Source organism: Microbacterium karelineae, assembly GCF_009745985.1.
In the GTDB taxonomy this organism is placed as follows: Bacteria; Actinomycetota; Actinomycetes; order Actinomycetales; family Microbacteriaceae; genus Microbacterium; species Microbacterium karelineae.
Window position 1 is genome coordinate 18,606 of sequence record NZ_WFIX01000178.1, and the last position, 16,645, is coordinate 35,250.

A 16,645-nucleotide genomic window follows, 5' to 3' on the forward strand; every position below is an offset into this window, starting at 1 on the left:
TCGGAAGCGCGCTGACGGTCGCGGTCGCACTCGGGAATCACCCGAAGCGTCTCCGGGAGATCGCCGCGGCGGCGAACCACGCGATCGCGAGGATCCCGACGCACCAGGCGAGCGCGATCCAGATCTCGGATCCCACGGGCGTTCCGGCGAACAGGGCGCGAAGCGTCTCGACGATGGGGGTGACGGGCTGGTGCTCCGCGAACCAGCGCACGGGGCCCGGCATCCCCTCGGTCGGCACGAAAGCCGAGCTGAGGAACGGCAGGAAGATCAGCGGGTAGCTGAACGCGCTCGCCCCGTCGATCGACTTCGCCGCGAGGCCCGAGACGACCGCGAGCCACGTGAGGGCGAGCGTGAAGAGCACGAGGATCCCGGCGACGGCGAGCCACGCGCCGACGCTCGCGCCGGTGCGGAATCCCATGAGCACCGCGACGCCCGTCACGATCGCGAGCGCGATGAGGTTCGCGACGAGCGACGTGAGCACGTGCGCCCACAGCGCCGCGGAGCGGGTGATCGGCATGGAGCGGAAGCGCTCGTTCAGCCCGCCCTGCATATCGAGGAACAGCCGATACGCCGTGTAGGCGACGCCGGAGGCGACCGTGATCAGGAGGATCCCCGGCAGCAGGTAGTCGACGTAGTTGGCGCCGCCGACATCGATCGCGCTGCCGAACACGAAGACGAACAGCAGCAGGAAGGCGATCGGCATGAGCGCGGTCGTCACGATCGTGTCGGGGCTGCGCAGGATGTGCGTCAGCGATCGCTTCGTGAGCGTGAGGGTGTCGCCGAGGGCGTGTGACGTGCTCATGCTGCCTCCTTGTCGGCGTCGGTCGGCGCGCTCTGCGGGCGACCCGTGATCGCGAGGAAGATGTCCTCGAGGCTCGGCTGCTTCTCGACGTACTCCACCTTCGCGGGCGGGAAGAGCCGCTTCAGCTCGCCGAGGGTGCCCTCGGCGATGATCTTCCCGTCGCCGAGGATGGCGATGCGGTCGGCGAGGCGCTCGGCCTCGTCGAGGTACTGCGTCGTCAGCAGGACCGTCGTGCCGCCCGAGGAGAGCTCCTCGACGACACCCCATACCTCCTGTCGCGCGTGCGGGTCGAGGCCGGTCGTCGGTTCGTCGAGGAAGATGACCGGCGGATCCCCGATGAGGCTCATCGCGATGTCGAGGCGCCGACGCATGCCGCCCGAGTAGGTGCCGGAGCGCCGGTCGGCGGCGTCCGAGAGCGAGAATCGGGCGAGGAGGGCGTCGGCGACGCCCTTCGGGTCGCCGACGTGACGCAGGCGGGCGACGAGCATGAGGTTCTCGCGCCCGGTGAGCACCTCGTCGACGGCGGCGAACTGCCCCGTGAGGCTGATCGCGTCGCGCACCTCCGCCGCCTGCGTGCGGACGTCGAGACCGGCGACCTGCGCGGATCCGGCGTCGGCCCGCGAGAGCGTCGCGAGGATCCGCACGAGGGTCGTCTTCCCGGCGCCGTTCGCCCCGAGAAGCGCGAAGACGCTGCCCTTCGCGACGTCGAAGCTCACGCCGCGCAGGACCGGGAGGTCCGCGAACGACTTCTCGATGCCGTCCACGCGGATGGCGGGTGCGGCGGCGGTCATGATGTCCCTCCCTGCGTGTCGGCGCGGTCGATGGCGTCGCGCAGGCGCATGCGCTCCTTGTCCATCCAGGTCTTCCCCGTGTAGCTGGCGATGAACGTCTCGACGAACTCGACCGGATCGTCGCCGACGATGTCCCGGACGGGCGTGGCGTCGGCGGCCGACTGCTCCATGAGCTCGATCAGGTCGCGGTACATGTCGAGCAGCGCCTTGCTCTCGGCGACGCCTCCGACGGACATCAGGTATCGCTCGATGGCGCCAGCCGTCTCGAGGTACGGCGAGGGGAGCCGCTTCTGCCGCTCCTTCAGCTGGCGGTAGGCCTTCTTCTCATCCAGCGAGCCCGTGACGAGCTCGATCCATTTCGCGGCCATGGTCACTTCCTTCCGTTGCGGAGATCGTCGAGGCGGCCGGCGATGGCGCCCCAGGCGGTCCAGAATTCCTCGAGCCGATCGGTGCCGGCGTCGTTGAGCGTGTACACCTTGCGGGGAGGGCCCTTGGGGGACGGGACCTTCTCGACGTCGACGAGTCCGCGTCGTTCGATGCGGACGAGGAGGGCGTACACGGTGCCCTCCACGACGTCCTGGAACCCGAGTTCCTGCAGCCGCGCGGTCAGGTCGTAGCCGTGCCACGCCCGTCCGCGCAGGAGCTCGAGGATCACTCCCTCGAGCACCCCCTTGAGGAGCTCGGTCTCCTGTCTGCTCATGGTTCCTCCGATAGTCAGTGTTGCTGAGTACTACTACACAGTAACGCTGAGTACCACTACTTGGCAATACTGAATAGTGAGTCGGCGTGTCGCGTGGCGGCTTCCGAGTGCCGTTCGGCCTCGTCGCGCGCGGAGAGGGGCTGATGCGCACCCGCGAACGACAGGCGCGGCAGGATGGAGTGATGGAGCTGTTCGAACAGGGGCTGGTGCGGATCGTCGACGGGCTGGGCCGAGCCGAGGTGTCGCCCATCGAGGTTGTGCGGCACTTCCTGGCGCGGATCGAGGCGGCGGCCGATCTCGGCGCGTTCGTCGAGGTGACCGCCGAGCGCGCGCTCGCCCAGGCGACGGGCCTCGGCGATCTGCCCGCCGATGCCCCGCCGCTGTGGGGCGTCCCGCTCGCCGACAAGGACCTCGTCGCCCGCGCGGGCGTGCCGACCCGCTACGGCTCGCGCGCGAACGCCGACTTCGTGCCGACGGAATCGGATCCGCTCGCCCTCGCGCTCGACCGCCTGGGATCCGTCAGCCTCGGCAAGACGAACACCCCCGAGTTCGGCCTCACGGGCTACACCGAGAGCGCGGTCGCGCCGGCGGCCCGCAACCCGTGGGAGCCGGGCACAGGCGCGGGCGGCTCGAGCGGCGGAGCCGCCGTGGCCGTGGCCGCCGGGCTGCTCCCGGCCGCGCCCGCGTCGGACGGCGGCGGCTCGATCCGGATCCCCGCCGCGACGGTCGGCGTCGTCGGCCTCAAGCCCTCGCGGGGGCGGCTGCCCTTCGCGAACGGCCTCGAGTCTCCCGGCGGCCTGTCGACGGCCGGGCCCATCGCCCGCTCGGTCGAGGACGCGGCCCATCTCCTCGATGCGCTCGTGGGATCCGCGCCGCACCACTACGCGACCAGGGCGCCGGGGGACGAAGCGTTCACCGCCGCCCTGCGCCGCGATCCGGGCCGGCTCCGGATCGGGGCGACGCTCGTCACGCCGTGGGACGGGTGGACCGACACGACGCTCGACCCGCGGGCGCGCGCCGCCTACGAGCGCGCCGCGGCGATCCTCGGCTCCGCCGGGCACGCCCTCGATGAGGCGGACTGGCGGCCCGAGGGGTATCCCGAGATGTTCGCGACGCTGTGGCGCGCGTCGGCCGCGCGGATCCCCGTCGCCGATCGCGATCTCGACCGTGTCGAATCGCTCACGGCGTGGCTCGCGCGCGAAGGTCGCGCGCTGAGCGCGGAACGCGTGATCGGCGCCTACCAGGCGGCGGCGGCGTTCGAAAGGCGGACGATCGCGGCGTTCGCGCCGTTCGACGCCGTCCTCACGCCCGCGCTCGCGCTGTCGCCGCAGGCGGTCGGATGGTTCTCATCCGCGGACCCGGAGGAGAACTTCGCGCGGCAGTGCAGCTACGCACCGCACACGAGCTTCGTGAACGTCGCGGGGCTGCCTGCGATCACGGTTCCCATCACGTCCGAGGCGGGCGAGCGCCCGTGGAGCGTGCAGCTCGTCGGCCGCCCCGGGGGAGAGGCCGCGATCCTGCAGCTCGCCGCCCAGCTGGAGGATGCACGCGGCGACCTCCCGTGGCCGGCGCCGCGGCACTGACGGAGAGGCGCTTCGGGGCGATGTCGGTTGCTGGGGCGCGGCCTTGCGGCCACGGGTGGGCCCGAGGAGAGGCCGAAGCTCCGAGATGAGGCGGATTCCGACCTCAGGAGGGGTTCTCGGCGATCTTGCCTCGTCTCGAAGCGGGCCGCGCCGTCAGATGAGGTACTCGGGCGCGGTGAGGATGTCGCGGACGCGGTCGTGTGACTGGCGGGCGCGGGCCTTGGCGGGCACGCCCACGACGATGCTGTCGGCGGGCGCGTCGCGCGTGACGACGGCGTTGGCCCCGACCGCACTGTGCGCGCCGATCGTCACGGGGCCGAGGACCTTGGCGCCGGATCCGACGACGACACCGTCGCCGAGCGTGGGGTGGCGCTTGCCCTTGTTCAGCGATGTGCCGCCCAGCGTCACGCCGTGGTAGAGCATGACGTCGTCGCCGACCTCGGCGGTCTCGCCGATGACGACGCCCATGCCGTGGTCGATGAAGAATCGGCGGCCGATCGTCGCGCCGGGGTGGATCTCGATCCCCGTGATCCAGCGCATGAGCTGCGAGATCGCGCGGGCGAGGAAGCGCGCGCCTCGCCGCCACAGGGCGTTGCTGAGCCGATGCGCCCAGATGGCGTGGAGGCCGGGGTAGAGGAGGGCGATCTCGAGCGACCCTCGGGCCGCCGGGTCGCGCCGTCGTGCCGCGGCGATGTCCTCACGGATGCCGATTCCCATGGAGTGCGAACCAATCGAAGTAGAGACGGCGCGAGCGGCGCACGATGTCGCCGGCGGCACGGAGACGTCCGTGTCGCTCGGCGAGACCTGCGCCGCTCGCGAGGGGTGCGATCAGTCGTCGCGGAGGTGCTCCCAGAGGAACGTCGACACGTAGCGCTCGCCCGTGTCGGGGACGATGACGACGATCTTCTTGCCCGCGTTCTCGGGGCGCTTCGCGACCTCGACGGCGGCCCAGACGGCCGCGCCCGACGAGATGCCGGCGAGGATGCCCTCCTTCGCGGCGAGGTCGCGGGCCGTGTCGACGGCCTTGTCGAGGGGCGCGGGGAGGATCTCGTCGATGACCGAGCGGTCGAGGATCGCCGGGACGAAGTTCGCTCCGAGGCCCTGGATCTTGTGCGGCGCCGCCGTGCCCTCGCTGAGGAGAGGCGAGTCGGCGGGCTCGACGGCGACGATCTGCACGCCGGGCTTCTTCTCCTTGAGCACCTGGCCGACGCCCGAGATCGTGCCGCCCGTGCCGATGCCGGCGACGAAGATGTCGACGTCGCCGTCGGTGTCGGCGAGGATCTCCTCCGCCGTCGTCTCGCGGTGGATCTTGACGTTCGCCTCGTTCTCGAACTGGCGGGCGAGGACGGCGCCGGGCGTCTCCGAGACGATGCGCTTCGCCTCCTCGACGGCCCCGTTCATGCCCTTCGCGGGGTCGGTGAGCACGAGCTCGGCGCCGAACGCGCGCAGCAACACGCGGCGCTCCTTCGACATCGACGACGGCATCGTCAGGATGACCTTGTAGCCGCGCGCCGCACCGACGAGCGCGAGCGCGATGCCGGTGTTGCCCGACGTGCCCTCGACGATCGTGCCGCCCGCGGGCAGCTCGCCCGATGCCTCGGCCGCGTCGACGATCGCGACGCCCAGGCGGTCCTTGACGCTCGAACCGGGGTTGAAGAACTCGAGCTTGCCGTAGACCTCGGCGCCGGCTCCGTCGGTCACGCGGTTGAGCTTGACGAGCGGGGTCCTGCCGAATGCGCTGGAGATGTCATTGTGGATCGCGGACATCGATATGCCTTTCAGATCGGGTCGAGCGACCGTCGGGAACCCCGGCGGCCCTGCCGATCAGCCTAGGGGGCCGTGCGGAGGCCGGGACAGGTCTGTGACGGAGGATTTCATCGGCGCGCGCCGAGTAGGGTCGTCTCCCGTGCCAGACGACTCTCCCCGGATCCCGTTTCGCGACGCCCTGCGCGGCGCGTCGGACGTGCTCGCGCAGGCGGGCGTGCCCGATCCCGTCGTCGACGCCGAGCTGCTGCTCGCCTGGGTTCTCGGCCCGGCCGTGAGCAGGGGAGAGGTGCAGGCGGGCGTCATCCGCGGCGATGCGCTCGACGCGGCGGTCCACGAGGAGCACCGCGCCCTGATCGCCCGCCGTGCGGCGCGCGAGCCTCTGCAGCACATCACGGGCATCGCGCACTTCCGGCGGCTGGCTCTCCGCGTCGGTCCCGGCGTCTTCGTGCCGCGGCCCGAGACGGAGATCGTCGCCCAGCTCGCGATCGACGCACTCGCCGCGGCGGCGGATCCGGACCCCATCGCGGTCGACCTCGGAACGGGCAGCGGTGCGATCGCGCTCGCGATGGCGACCGAGGTGCCGCACGCGCGCGTGCACGCCGTCGAGCGGTCCGATGAGGCGATCGCGTGGACCCGTCGCAACGTCGCCGAGATCGCGCCCGGCGTGGATCTGCGCCACGGCGACCTCGCCGAGGCCCTCGGCGACCTCGACGGGAGCGTCACCGTCGTCGCGTCGAACCCTCCGTATGTGCCGGACGACGCGATCCCGCGCGACGACGAGGTGCGTCTGCACGATCCGGAGGCCGCGCTCTACGGCGGGGCCGACGGGCTCGACGTCGTGCGCGTCATCAGCCGCGTCGCGCTGCGCCTCGCCCGGCCGGGCGGCGTGCTCGTCCTCGAGCACGGCGAGTGGCAGGGCGCGCCGATCCGCGAGATCCTCGAGGTCGACGGCTGGCTCGGCGCGACGACCCACCCGGATCTGACGACGCGCGATCGCGCGACCACGGCGATCCGCCCGTGATCATCCGACCCCGGGCGCGCGCCCTGCCATGGTTCCCGGGGATCGGATCCGTAGAATCATCGGCGTGATGCCTCCCGTCTTCGACTGCCGCGATCGCGAGCAGATGCTCTCAGGAATGCGCCAGGCGCGCCAGGCGATCGCGCGCGGAGACGTGATCGTCCTGCCCACCGACACCGTCTACGGCGTCGCGGCCGATGCGTTCAGCCCGGCCGCCGTGCAGAAGCTCCTCGACGCGAAGGGGCGCTCGCGCCAGCAGCCGCCGCCCGTGCTCGTCGGCTCGACCGACGCGCTGCACGCGCTCGTCGAGAGCGTTCCCGAGGCCGTCACGAAGCTCGTCGAGGCCTTCTGGCCCGGCGGCCTCACGATCATCCTCCCCGCCCAGCCCTCGCTCACGTGGGATCTCGGCGAGACGCAGGGCACGGTGGCCGTGCGGCAGCCGGACCACCCGATCGCGCTCGAGCTGCTCGCCGAGACCGGCCCCCTGGCGGTCTCGAGCGCGAACCGCACGGGGGAGGCCGCCGCTGTCGATGTGACGGCCGCGCAGCGCATGCTCGGCGAGACGGTCGCCCTCTACCTCGACGACGGCCCCGTGTCGACGGGCGTCGCCTCGACCATCGTCGACGCGACCTCGCTCGCGAGCGGGCGCGGCGACCCCGTCGTGCGCGTGCTGCGCGAGGGGGCGATCCGCCGCGACCGGCTGCGCGAGGTCCTCGGCGATCTCCTCGAGAATCCGCACGACGAGGATCCGTCGGGGTGAGGCTCTACCTCCTCACGATCCTCATCACGGCGGCGATCACCTTCGTCCTGTCGTGGGTCATCTGGCGGCTCGCGCTCCGATACCGGCTGCATCCCGCCGTCCGCGAGCGCGACGTGCACACGCGACCGACGCCACGGCTCGGCGGGGTCGCGATGTTCCTCGGGATCGTCGTCGCGTTCCTCATCTCGCGGACGCTGGACTACTTCGACATCTTCTGGGTCGAGCCGCGCGTCGTGTGGGCGATCCTCGGCGCGACGCTGCTGATCGCGGTCATCGGCATCGCGGACGACCTGTGGGACCTCGACTGGATGATCAAGCTCGGGGCGCAGTTCCTCGCTGCCGGCATCATCGCCATCGGCGGCGGCGTGCAGATCTACGCGCTGCCGATCGGCGGCATCACGATCTGGTCCGGCTGGGTGAGCATCATCCTCACGATGTTCTCGATCGTCATCGTGATGAACGCCGTCAACTTCATCGACGGCCTCGACGGGCTCGTCGCGGGCGTGTGCCTCATCGCGAACGGCGTGTTCTTCGTCTACTCGTACATCCTCGTGCGCGATGTCGGGGCGACGACCTACGCGAACCTCGGCACGTTCATCGCGGCCGTCATCATCGGCGCGTGCGCCGGGTTCCTGCCGATCAACTGGAACCCCGCGAAGATGTTCATGGGCGACACGGGCGCGCTCGTGCTCGGCCTGCTGATGGCGACGAGCGGCATCGCGATCACGGGGCAGCTCCCGCCTGCCGCACTCGAGCCGGATGTGACGGGGCGCTCCCAGATCCTCGGCACGCTCATCCCCGTGCTCCTGCCGATCATCGTCGTGATGCTGCCGCTGCTCGACTTCGGGCTCGCGGTGATCCGGCGGATGAGCCGCGGCAAGTCGCCGTTCTCGCCCGACCGCGAGCACCTCCACCACCGGATGCTCGACATGGGGCACTCCGATCGCGACGCGACGCTCATCTTCTACGCCTGGACGGCGATCGCGTCCCTGACGGTCCTGCTGATGTACCTGTTCACGGGCGCGAACTGGTTCGGCGGCCACTGGTTCGGCGAATACTGGTTCGCCGTCGCCTACGGCGTCGTCGGGATCGCGGCGTGTCTCGTGCTCGCCCTCGTGCCGTCCACGGCCCCGCGCCCGCGCGCGGGCGACTCCGAGAGCGCCGCGGGCTGAGGGGCGCCATGAGTCGACGAATCCCCGTGCTCCGCGCCGTCTTCGCGGGCGCCGCCGTCTGCGGGGCGGTCGCACTCGTCGCGGCCCTGATCGGCGCCGTCGTGGCGGGCCCGTCGGGCGCGGGAACGGGCGCGCTGGCCGGCGCCGTGGGCCTCGCCTTCCCCGGGCTGACCGCCGTCGTGCTCGCGATCCTGCGCCGACGGTTCTCCGCTCCCGACTTTGCGGCGATCGCCTGGGTGAGCTTCCTCGCGCTGTTCCTCGTGAAGGTCGTCGTGTTCGTCGCCTGCCTCCTGCTCCTGCTGGCTCCGGGATGGACGCACGCCGGGATCGCGTACGGCGCGCTGGCGGTCGCGGGCGTCGTGTCGCTCGCGATCGACCTCGTCCTCGCGAACGGGATCCGCGTCGCGCCCTCCGCGGAGTGAGCTCGCTCAGGCGGGGAGGATACGCTCGAACGATCGCGCGGGATGACCGCGTCGGTCATGCCCCGCCCCGCGCCGCCACGGCGCGCGACCTCAGGAGCCACACGATGTCCCGCCCCGCACTCTCGAGCACACCGGTTCTGCGCACGGCCCTCGTCTGGGGGGCGGTCGCGACAGCCGCGATCGCGGTGATCGGCGGGATCATCGGATACGCCGTCGCCGGGCAGGACGGCGCGGTCAGCGCCCTGGCGGGCGCCGGCATCACGGCCGTGCTGATGCTGCTCACAGCCGTGAGCATCCTCATCGCCAACCGGTGGTTCGGCGACGATCTCTATGTCCCGATCTTCTTCGGCATCGTGCTCGGCGGCTGGATCGTCAAGCTCGTGCTGTTCATCGTCGCGATGCTCGTGCTGCGCGGCCAGCCGTGGGTCGTGCCGATGGTCTTCTTCCTCGCGGTGGTCGCGAGCGTCGTCGCATCGCTCGCGATCGACGCGATCGCGATGCTCCGCACGCGCGTCCCGTACACCGATGTGACGCTGCCGGGAGAGGGCGAGGAGAAGAGCGGATCCGCCGACGGCGGCGTCGACGCGGACGAGCGCTGACGCTCGCGGCTCGCGCGAGTTCGACGCGTGGTAGAAGCCGCAGATCTTTTGATAGGCTGGGCTTCGTTCCTGCCAATACCTCCTCTTGGATGCCGATGGTGACATCGAGCGCGGCAGGTGCGACTTCCTTCCCCAGCCGGCCGACGTGCCGGAGCGACGAAGCCGGAGCCACACGTTGACACACGCCGTGACGCTGATCGCCTCTGCCGAGAACGGTGATGGCGCATTCCACCCGCCGTCGATCCTCGACTTCTTCCCTCCGGCGCTCTTCCACATCGGGCCGCTCGAGTTCACGCGCATCAACCTCGCGCAGTTCATCGCGACCGCGATCCTCGTGATCCTCCTCGTCATCGGCACGCGTCGCATGCGCGTCGTGCCGGGGCGGTTCCAGAGCATCATCGAGATGGGCATGGACTTCGTCCGCGTGAGCATCGCGCACGACATCCTCGGCCGCAAGGACGGCGACCGGTTCGTCCCGCTGCTCATGACGATGTTCTTCATGATCCTGTGCATGAACCTCACGGGCATCATCCCCGGCATCAACATCGCCGGCACGAGCGTCATCGCGGTGCCGCTGATCCTCGCCGTGATCTCGTATGTGACGTTCATCTACGCCGGCATCAAGAAGAGCCCCGCGGGATTCTTCAAGAACGCGCTGTTCCCGTCGGGCGTCCCGCCGGTGCTCTACCTCATCGTGACGCCGCTCGAGTTCCTCTCGACCTTCATCATCCGGCCCGTCACGCTGACGTTGCGACTGCTGATGAACATGATCGTCGGGCACCTCATGCTCGTGCTGTTCTTCTCGGCGACGCACTTCTTCTTCTTCGGAATCGGCGGGGGATGGATCCCCCTCGGCGCGGGCACGCTCGCGTTCGGTTTCGCCTTCACCCTGTTCGAGGTCCTGGTGGCGTTCCTCCAGGCCTACGTCTTCACGATCCTCACCGCGGTCTACATCCAGCTCGCGGTCGCGGAAGAGCACTGACGGCTCGCTCCACGCGCGCCGCCCTACGAAAGGAAATATCCAGTGGACGCTTCTATGGTTCTCGCTGAGGTCAACGGTTCGATCGCCACGGTCGGCTACGGTCTCGCCGCCATCGGCCCGGCCATCGGTGTGGGCATCGTCGTCGGCAAGACGATCGAGTCGGTCGCCCGCCAGCCCGAGCTCGCCGGCCGCCTCCAGGTCCTGATGTGGATCGGCATCGCCTTCACCGAGGCGCTCGCCTTCATCGGCATCGCCACCGGCTTCATCTTCGGATACTGATTCATTCGCTGCTGACACGTAAGGAGACAGGATGCTGAACGCTCTTGTCACGGTTGCCGCGGAAGAGGATCCGAATCCGCTGCTCCCGGCGGTCTACGACATCGTCTGGTCGCTGGTGTGCTTCGTCGTCATCCTCCTGGTGGTGTGGAAGTACGCTCTGCCGCGCCTGACGACCATGCTCGACGCGCGTTCGGCGGCCATCGAGGGGAACATCGAGAAGGCCGACGAGGCGCAGCGTAAGGCCGAGGCCGCGCTCGCCGAGTACACGCAGCAGCTCGCCGACGCTCGCCGCGAGGCGGGCGAGATCCGCGAGGGCGCCCGCGCAGACGGCAAGAAGATCGTCGACGAGGCGAAGGCCACGGCGCAGACCGAGGCCGACCGCATCGCGCAGACCGCGCACGCGCAGATCGAGGCCGAGCGCCAGTCGGCCATGGTCTCGCTGCGCAGCGATGTGGGCACGCTCGCGCTCGACCTCGCCGGCAACGTGATCGGAGAGTCGGTGAGCGACGACCAGAAGGCTCAGAGCGTCGTCGACCGCTTCCTCGCCGACCTCGAGGCATCCGAGAAGGCGGCGAAGTAGTGGGCAGCGCGACGACTCAGGCTCTGAAGGCGAGCGCCGCGGCGCTCGCCTCGGCTCAGGTCGATCTCGAGACCGCGCGCGAGCTGTTCTCCGTCGCGCGTGCGACGGGCGACTCGCCGGCGCTGAGCGGCGCGCTCGCCGATCACGCCGCCGAGGTCTCCGCGCGCACGACGCTCGTGGGCCGGGTCTTCGGCTCGCTGTCGCCCGCCGCGCGGCAGATCCTCACGACGATCACCGAGCAGCGCTGGTCCGGCGCCGCCGACCTCGTCTCCGGGATCGAGGAGATCGCGATCCGCGCCACGGCGAAGGCCGAGGCCGCGGATGTCGAGGGCGAGCTGTTCCAGGTGACGCGCGTGGTCGCGACCAACCCGGAGCTCGAGCTCGCGCTGGGCGCCCGTCTCGGCGACGCGTCGAAGAAGGGCGACCTCGTCGCGCGGATCCTCGGCTCGTCGATCAGCGAGGGCACGCTGCTGATCGTCAGCTCGCTCGTCCAGCAGCCGCACGGCCGTCGCGTGCGCGCCGCGCTGCAGCACGCGATCTCGGTCGTGGCCGCGGAGCGCGGGCGCACCGTGGCCACGGTGCACGCCGCGAAGCCGCTCGCCGCTGCACAGCGGCAGCGCCTCGCCGACTCGCTCTCGCGCACGTATGGAACCCCCGTCTCGATCAACGAGGTCATCGACCCCGAGGTCGTGGGCGGCATCCGCGTGCAGATCGCCGACGACGTCATCGACGGCAGCATCTCGTCCCGCCTCGCCGATCTCCGGTCGAGGCTCGCAGGCTGAACGCTTCCCTGCGGAAGCAATTGGGGCCGCTGGGCCCGCACAACGAAGGAAGACAATGGCAGACATCACCATCAGCCCCGACGTCATCCGTGACGCGCTGAAGGACTTCGTCTCCGCCTACGAGCCCACCGGTTCTGGCGCGAACGAGGTCGGCACCGTCACGGACGCGGCCGACGGCATCGCCCACGTCGAGGGCCTCCCCGGCGTCATGGCGAACGAGCTCATCCGCTTCGAGGACGGCACGCTCGGCCTCGCGCAGAACCTCGACGAGCACGAGATCGGCACGGTCATCCTCGGCGAGTTCTCCGGCGTCGAGGAGGGACAGCAGGTCACCCGCACCGGCAAGGTCCTCTCGGTCCCGGTCGGCGAGGGCTACCTCGGCCGCGTCGTCGACCCGCTCGGCACCCCCATCGACGGACTCGGCGAGATCACCGGCATCGAGGGCGACCGCGAGCTCGAGCTGCAGGCCGCCGGCGTCATGGACCGCAAGAGCGTCCACGAGCCGATGCAGACCGGCATCAAGGCGATCGACTCGATGATCCCCGTCGGCCGCGGTCAGCGCCAGCTGATCATCGGCGACCGCCAGACCGGCAAGACGGCGATCGCGATCGACACGATCATCAACCAGAAGGACAACTGGGAGTCGGGCGACGTCAACAAGCAGGTGCGCTGCATCTACGTCGCGGTCGGCCAGAAGGGCTCGACGATCGCGTCCGTCAAGGGCGCGCTCGAAGACGCCGGAGCGATGGAGTACACGACGATCGTCGCGGCCCCCGCCTCCGACCCCGCTGGCTTCAAGTACCTCGCTCCCTACACGGGCTCGGCCATCGGCCAGCACTGGATGTACCAGGGCAAGCACGTGCTGATCGTCTTCGACGACCTCACGAAGCAGGCCGAGGCCTACCGCGCCGTGTCGCTCCTCCTGCGCCGTCCGCCGGGACGCGAGGCGTACCCCGGTGACGTCTTCTACCTGCACTCCCGTCTGCTCGAGCGCTGCGCGAAGCTCTCGGACGCGCTCGGAGCCGGCTCCATGACGGGCCTGCCGATCATCGAGACGAAGGCCAACGACGTCTCGGCGTACGTTCCGACCAACGTGATCTCGATCACCGACGGCCAGATCTTCCTGCAGTCCGACCTCTTCAACGCGAACCAGCGCCCCGCGGTCGACGTGGGCATCTCGGTCTCGCGCGTCGGCGGCGACGCCCAGCAGAAGCACGTCAAGAAGGTCTCGGGAACGCTCAAGCTCGAGCTCGCCCAGTACCGTTCGCTGCAGGCCTTCGCGATGTTCGCGTCCGACCTCGACCCGGCCTCGCGTCGCCAGCTCGCGCGCGGTGCCCGCCTCACCGAGCTCCTGAAGCAGCCGCAGTACTCGCCGTACTCGGCCGAGGAGCAGGTCGTCTCGATCTGGGCGGGCACGAACGGCAAGCTCGACACGATCGAGGTCGAGGACGTCCTCCGCTTCGAGCGCGAGCTGCTCGACTACGTGCGTCGCAACACGCAGGTGCTCGAGAAGCTGCGCGACTCCGGCAAGCTGGAGGACGACGTCCTCGCCGAGATGGAGCAGGCAGTCGACAAGTTCGTCCTCGAGTTCCAGAAGGGCGAGGGGCACCACCTCACCGACCCGGGTCACGAGGAGCACGCCGCCGCGCACCAGGAAGAGATCGGCCAGGAGCGAATCGTCAAGGGCCGCAAGGCGTAACCCCCGCGAGGACGACGCATCATGGGCGCACAACTCAGGGAGTACAAGCAGAAGATCTCTTCTGCTCAGACCACGAAGAAGATCACGAAGGCGATGGAGCTCATCGCTGCTTCGCGGATCCAGAAGGCGATGGCGCGCGTGCGCGCGTCGTCGCCCTTCTCCCGCGCGGTCACGCGAGCTGTCTCGGCCGTCGCGACGCACACGACGATCGACCACCCGCTGACGCGGGAACCGGAGACGGTCACCCGGTCGGCGATCCTGCTGCTCACGAGCGACCGCGGCCTCGCCGGCGCGTTCAACTCGCAGGTCATCAAGGAGGCACTGGAGCTCGCGGAGCTGCTGCGCGGGGAGGGCAAGGAGGTCGTCTTCTACCTCTTCGGCCGCAAGGCCGTCGGCTACTTCCAGTTCCGCCAGATGGCGGCCGCGGACGAGTGGACGGGCGAGGCAGACACGCCCTCGTTCGACACGGCGAAGGAGATCTCCGACGCGCTCATCTCGGCCTACGAGCTGGACGCGACGGAGGACGGGGTCGACGAGATCCACGTCGTATACAACCGCTTCGTCAGCATGATGATCCAGGAGCCGGAGTCGGTCCGCCTGCTTCCGCTCGAGGTCGTCGACGCCGATGAGACGGCGGGCGAGAGCCAGAGCACAGAGGCGTACCCGCTGTACGAGTTCGAGCCCGAGGCCTCCGAGGTGCTCGATGCGCTCCTGCCGGTGTACATCCAGAGCCGCATCTTCAACGCGCTTCTGCAGTCGGCCGCCGCGAAGCAGGCGGCGACCCAGAAGGCGATGAAGGCGGCCAGCGACAACGCCGACAAGCTCATCACCGACTACACCCGCCTGCGCAACAACGCGCGCCAGGCCGAGATCACTCAGCAGATCGCCGAGATCGTCGGCGGCGCGGACGCTCTCGCGTCCTAAGAACCTCGCAGAAAGAGACGAAACACATGACCACCACGGTTGACACCACCACCGCGGTCGTCGGACGCGTCGCCCGCGTCACGGGCCCCGTTGTCGACATCGAGTTCCCCCACGACTCGCTCCCCGGCATCTACAACGCGCTGAAGACGACGATCACGATGGGCGAGCAGTCCACGGAGATCACCCTCGAGGTCGCCCAGCACCTCGGCGACGACATGGTCCGCGCCATCTCGCTCAAGCCCACCGACGGCATGGTCCGCGGCCAGGAGGTGCGCGACACGGGCGAGGCCATCTCGGTCCCCGTGGGCGACGTCACCAAGGGCAAGGTCTTCAACGTCACGGGCGACGTCCTCAACCTCGGCGAGGGCGAGACGTTCGAGGCCACCGAGCGGTGGCCCATCCACCGCAAGGCGCCGAACTTCGACCAGCTCGAGTCCAAGACCTCGATGTTCGAGACCGGCATCAAATCGATCGACCTCCTCACGCCGTACGTGCAGGGCGGGAAGATCGGCCTGTTCGGCGGCGCGGGCGTCGGCAAGACCGTCCTCATCCAGGAGATGATCCAGCGCGTCGCGCAGGACCACGGCGGTGTGTCGGTGTTCGCAGGCGTCGGCGAGCGCACCCGTGAGGGCAACGACCTCATCGACGAGATGGACGAGGCGGGCGTCTTCGACAAGACCGCCCTGGTCTTCGGCCAGATGGACGAGCCGCCGGGGACGCGCCTGCGTGTGGCCCTGTCGGCGCTGACGATGGCGGAGTACTTCCGCGACGTCAAGAAGCAGGACGTGCTGCTCTTCATCGACAACATCTTCCGCTTCACGCAGGCCGGTTCCGAGGTGTCGACCCTGCTGGGCCGCATGCCCTCGGCCGTGGGCTACCAGCCCAACCTGGCGGACGAGATGGGTGTGCTCCAGGAGCGCATCACGTCGACGCGTGGCCACTCGATCACGTCGATGCAGGCGATCTACGTCCCCGCCGACGACTACACCGACCCGGCCCCCGCGACGACGTTCGCCCACCTCGATGCGACGACCGAGCTGTCGCGTGAGATCGCGTCGCGCGGTCTGTACCCCGCGATCGACCCGCTCACCTCGACGAGCCGCATCATGGACCCCCGCTACCTCGGCGAGGACCACTATCGCGTCGCGACGAGCGTGAAGCAGATCCTGCAGAAGAACAAGGAGCTGCAGGAGATCATCGCGATCCTCGGTGTCGACGAGCTGTCGGAGGAGGACAAGATCGTCGTCGCCCGCGCGCGCCGCATCGAGCAGTTCCTCTCGCAGAACACCTACATGGCGAAGAAGTTCACGGGCGTCGAGGGCTCGACGGTTCCGCTCAAGGAGACGATCGAGTCGTTCGACGCGATCGTCAAGGGCGAGTTCGACCACGTCGCCGAGCAGGCGTTCTTCAACGTCGGCGGCATCAGCGACGTCGAGGCGAACTGGGCGCGGATCCAGAAGGAGAACGGCTGATCATGGCACTCCAGGTCAACCTCGTCTCCGCCGAGGCGGAGATCTGGTCGGGTGAGGCCACGCTCGTCGTCGCGAAGACGGTCGAGGGCGAGATCGGCTTCATGGCCGGTCACGAGCCCACGCTCGCGGTCCTCGCCGACGGCCAGGTGCGCATCACCCAGGCCGACGGCACGAAGGTGATCGCCGACGCGAGCGATGGCTTCGTCTCGATGGAGGTCGGCGACGCCATCAACATCGTGGCGGGACGGGCGCAGCTCGCGGCCTGACACGAACCAGCAGCGAAGCGGGGCGGGGATCATCGTGATCCCCGCCC

20 protein-coding genes are annotated in these 16,645 nt (G+C 69.7%); 14 read left to right on the plus strand and 6 right to left on the minus strand.

What is annotated here, in order from left to right:
* Window positions 1–37: 37 nt before the first annotated feature.
* Genes GB932_RS07775 through GB932_RS07790 form a run of 4 tightly spaced genes read right to left on the minus strand, consistent with a single transcriptional unit; the run spans window position 38 to window position 2,293 of the window.
* A complete protein-coding gene (locus tag GB932_RS07775; protein ID WP_156760137.1) occupies window positions 38–802 on the minus strand; it encodes an ABC transporter permease in 765 nt (254 codons plus the stop codon).
* Complete coding sequence (locus GB932_RS07780; RefSeq protein ID WP_156760138.1) at window positions 799–1,593, minus strand: ABC transporter ATP-binding protein; 795 nt, start codon at window positions 1,591–1,593, stop codon at window positions 799–801. The genes GB932_RS07775 and GB932_RS07780 overlap by 4 nt, the downstream gene beginning before the upstream one ends.
* Window positions 1,590–1,961 (minus strand): DUF1048 domain-containing protein, encoded by a 372-nt coding sequence (locus GB932_RS07785; protein WP_156760139.1) that lies wholly within the window; start codon window positions 1,959–1,961, stop codon window positions 1,590–1,592. Before GB932_RS07785 ends, GB932_RS07780 begins: the two co-directional genes overlap by 4 nt.
* 2 nt (window positions 1,962–1,963) lie before the next feature.
* On the minus strand, window positions 1,964–2,293 hold the full coding sequence (locus tag GB932_RS07790; protein WP_156760140.1) for a PadR family transcriptional regulator: 330 nt from the start codon (window positions 2,291–2,293) through the stop codon (window positions 1,964–1,966).
* Between the two features lie 182 nt (window positions 2,294–2,475).
* Between GB932_RS07790 and GB932_RS07795 the strand changes: the two genes are divergently transcribed.
* Window positions 2,476–3,876: an amidase gene (locus tag GB932_RS07795; protein WP_156760141.1), complete on the plus strand. Its 1,401-nt coding sequence runs from the start codon at window positions 2,476–2,478 to the stop codon at window positions 3,874–3,876.
* Window positions 3,877–4,029: 153 nt separating this feature from the next.
* On the opposite strand, the gene epsC is transcribed toward GB932_RS07795, so the two are convergent.
* A complete protein-coding gene (epsC, locus tag GB932_RS07800) occupies window positions 4,030–4,593 on the minus strand; it encodes a serine O-acetyltransferase EpsC (RefSeq protein ID WP_156760142.1) in 564 nt (187 codons plus the stop codon).
* Between the two features lie 111 nt (window positions 4,594–4,704).
* Window positions 4,705–5,643 (minus strand): cysteine synthase A, encoded by a 939-nt coding sequence (gene cysK / locus GB932_RS07805; protein WP_156760143.1) that lies wholly within the window; start codon window positions 5,641–5,643, stop codon window positions 4,705–4,707.
* 139 nt (window positions 5,644–5,782) lie between these two features.
* Between cysK and prmC the strand changes: the two genes are divergently transcribed.
* The 13 genes from prmC to GB932_RS07870 all read left to right on the plus strand — a co-directional run bounded on the left by prmC (window position 5,783) and on the right by GB932_RS07870 (window position 16,598).
* Window positions 5,783–6,664, plus strand: coding sequence for a peptide chain release factor N(5)-glutamine methyltransferase (gene prmC / locus GB932_RS07810; protein WP_231916073.1), 882 nt, complete (start codon window positions 5,783–5,785; stop codon window positions 6,662–6,664).
* 67 nt (window positions 6,665–6,731) lie between these two features.
* Complete coding sequence (locus GB932_RS07815) at window positions 6,732–7,421, plus strand: L-threonylcarbamoyladenylate synthase (protein ID WP_156760164.1); 690 nt, start codon at window positions 6,732–6,734, stop codon at window positions 7,419–7,421.
* Window positions 7,418–8,593 carry an MraY family glycosyltransferase gene (locus GB932_RS07820; protein WP_156760145.1) on the plus strand — a complete coding sequence of 392 codons (1,176 nt, stop codon included), beginning with the start codon at window positions 7,418–7,420 and terminating at the stop codon, window positions 8,591–8,593. The genes GB932_RS07815 and GB932_RS07820 overlap by 4 nt, the downstream gene beginning before the upstream one ends.
* A gap of 8 nt (window positions 8,594–8,601) precedes the next feature.
* On the plus strand, window positions 8,602–9,015 hold the full coding sequence (locus GB932_RS07825; protein ID WP_156760146.1) for a hypothetical protein: 414 nt from the start codon (window positions 8,602–8,604) through the stop codon (window positions 9,013–9,015).
* A 104-nt stretch (window positions 9,016–9,119) separates the two neighbouring features.
* Entirely contained in the window at window positions 9,120–9,614 is a 495-nt protein-coding gene (locus GB932_RS07830; RefSeq protein WP_156760147.1) for a Cg1360 family ATP-synthase-associated protein, read from the plus strand.
* Between the two features lie 175 nt (window positions 9,615–9,789).
* Complete coding sequence (gene atpB, locus GB932_RS07835; protein ID WP_497755955.1) at window positions 9,790–10,596, plus strand: F0F1 ATP synthase subunit A; 807 nt, start codon at window positions 9,790–9,792, stop codon at window positions 10,594–10,596.
* A 54-nt stretch (window positions 10,597–10,650) separates the two neighbouring features.
* A complete protein-coding gene (atpE, locus tag GB932_RS07840; RefSeq protein ID WP_197517385.1) occupies window positions 10,651–10,875 on the plus strand; it encodes an ATP synthase F0 subunit C in 225 nt (74 codons plus the stop codon).
* A 31-nt stretch (window positions 10,876–10,906) separates the two neighbouring features.
* Entirely contained in the window at window positions 10,907–11,455 is a 549-nt protein-coding gene (locus tag GB932_RS07845; RefSeq protein WP_156760148.1) for a F0F1 ATP synthase subunit B, read from the plus strand.
* Window positions 11,455–12,237 carry a F0F1 ATP synthase subunit delta gene (locus GB932_RS07850; RefSeq protein ID WP_156760149.1) on the plus strand — a complete coding sequence of 261 codons (783 nt, stop codon included), beginning with the start codon at window positions 11,455–11,457 and terminating at the stop codon, window positions 12,235–12,237. Before GB932_RS07845 ends, GB932_RS07850 begins: the two co-directional genes overlap by 1 nt.
* Before the next feature lie 55 nt (window positions 12,238–12,292).
* Window positions 12,293–13,936 (plus strand): F0F1 ATP synthase subunit alpha, encoded by a 1,644-nt coding sequence (gene atpA / locus GB932_RS07855; protein ID WP_156760150.1) that lies wholly within the window; start codon window positions 12,293–12,295, stop codon window positions 13,934–13,936.
* Between the two features lie 21 nt (window positions 13,937–13,957).
* Window positions 13,958–14,860, plus strand: coding sequence for a F0F1 ATP synthase subunit gamma (locus GB932_RS07860; RefSeq protein ID WP_156760151.1), 903 nt, complete (start codon window positions 13,958–13,960; stop codon window positions 14,858–14,860).
* 26 nt (window positions 14,861–14,886) lie between these two features.
* Window positions 14,887–16,332: a F0F1 ATP synthase subunit beta gene (gene atpD / locus GB932_RS07865; protein ID WP_156760152.1), complete on the plus strand. Its 1,446-nt coding sequence runs from the start codon at window positions 14,887–14,889 to the stop codon at window positions 16,330–16,332.
* Window positions 16,333–16,334: 2 nt separating this feature from the next.
* Entirely contained in the window at window positions 16,335–16,598 is a 264-nt protein-coding gene (locus GB932_RS07870) for a F0F1 ATP synthase subunit epsilon (protein ID WP_156760153.1), read from the plus strand.
* Window positions 16,599–16,645 lie beyond the last annotated feature (47 nt).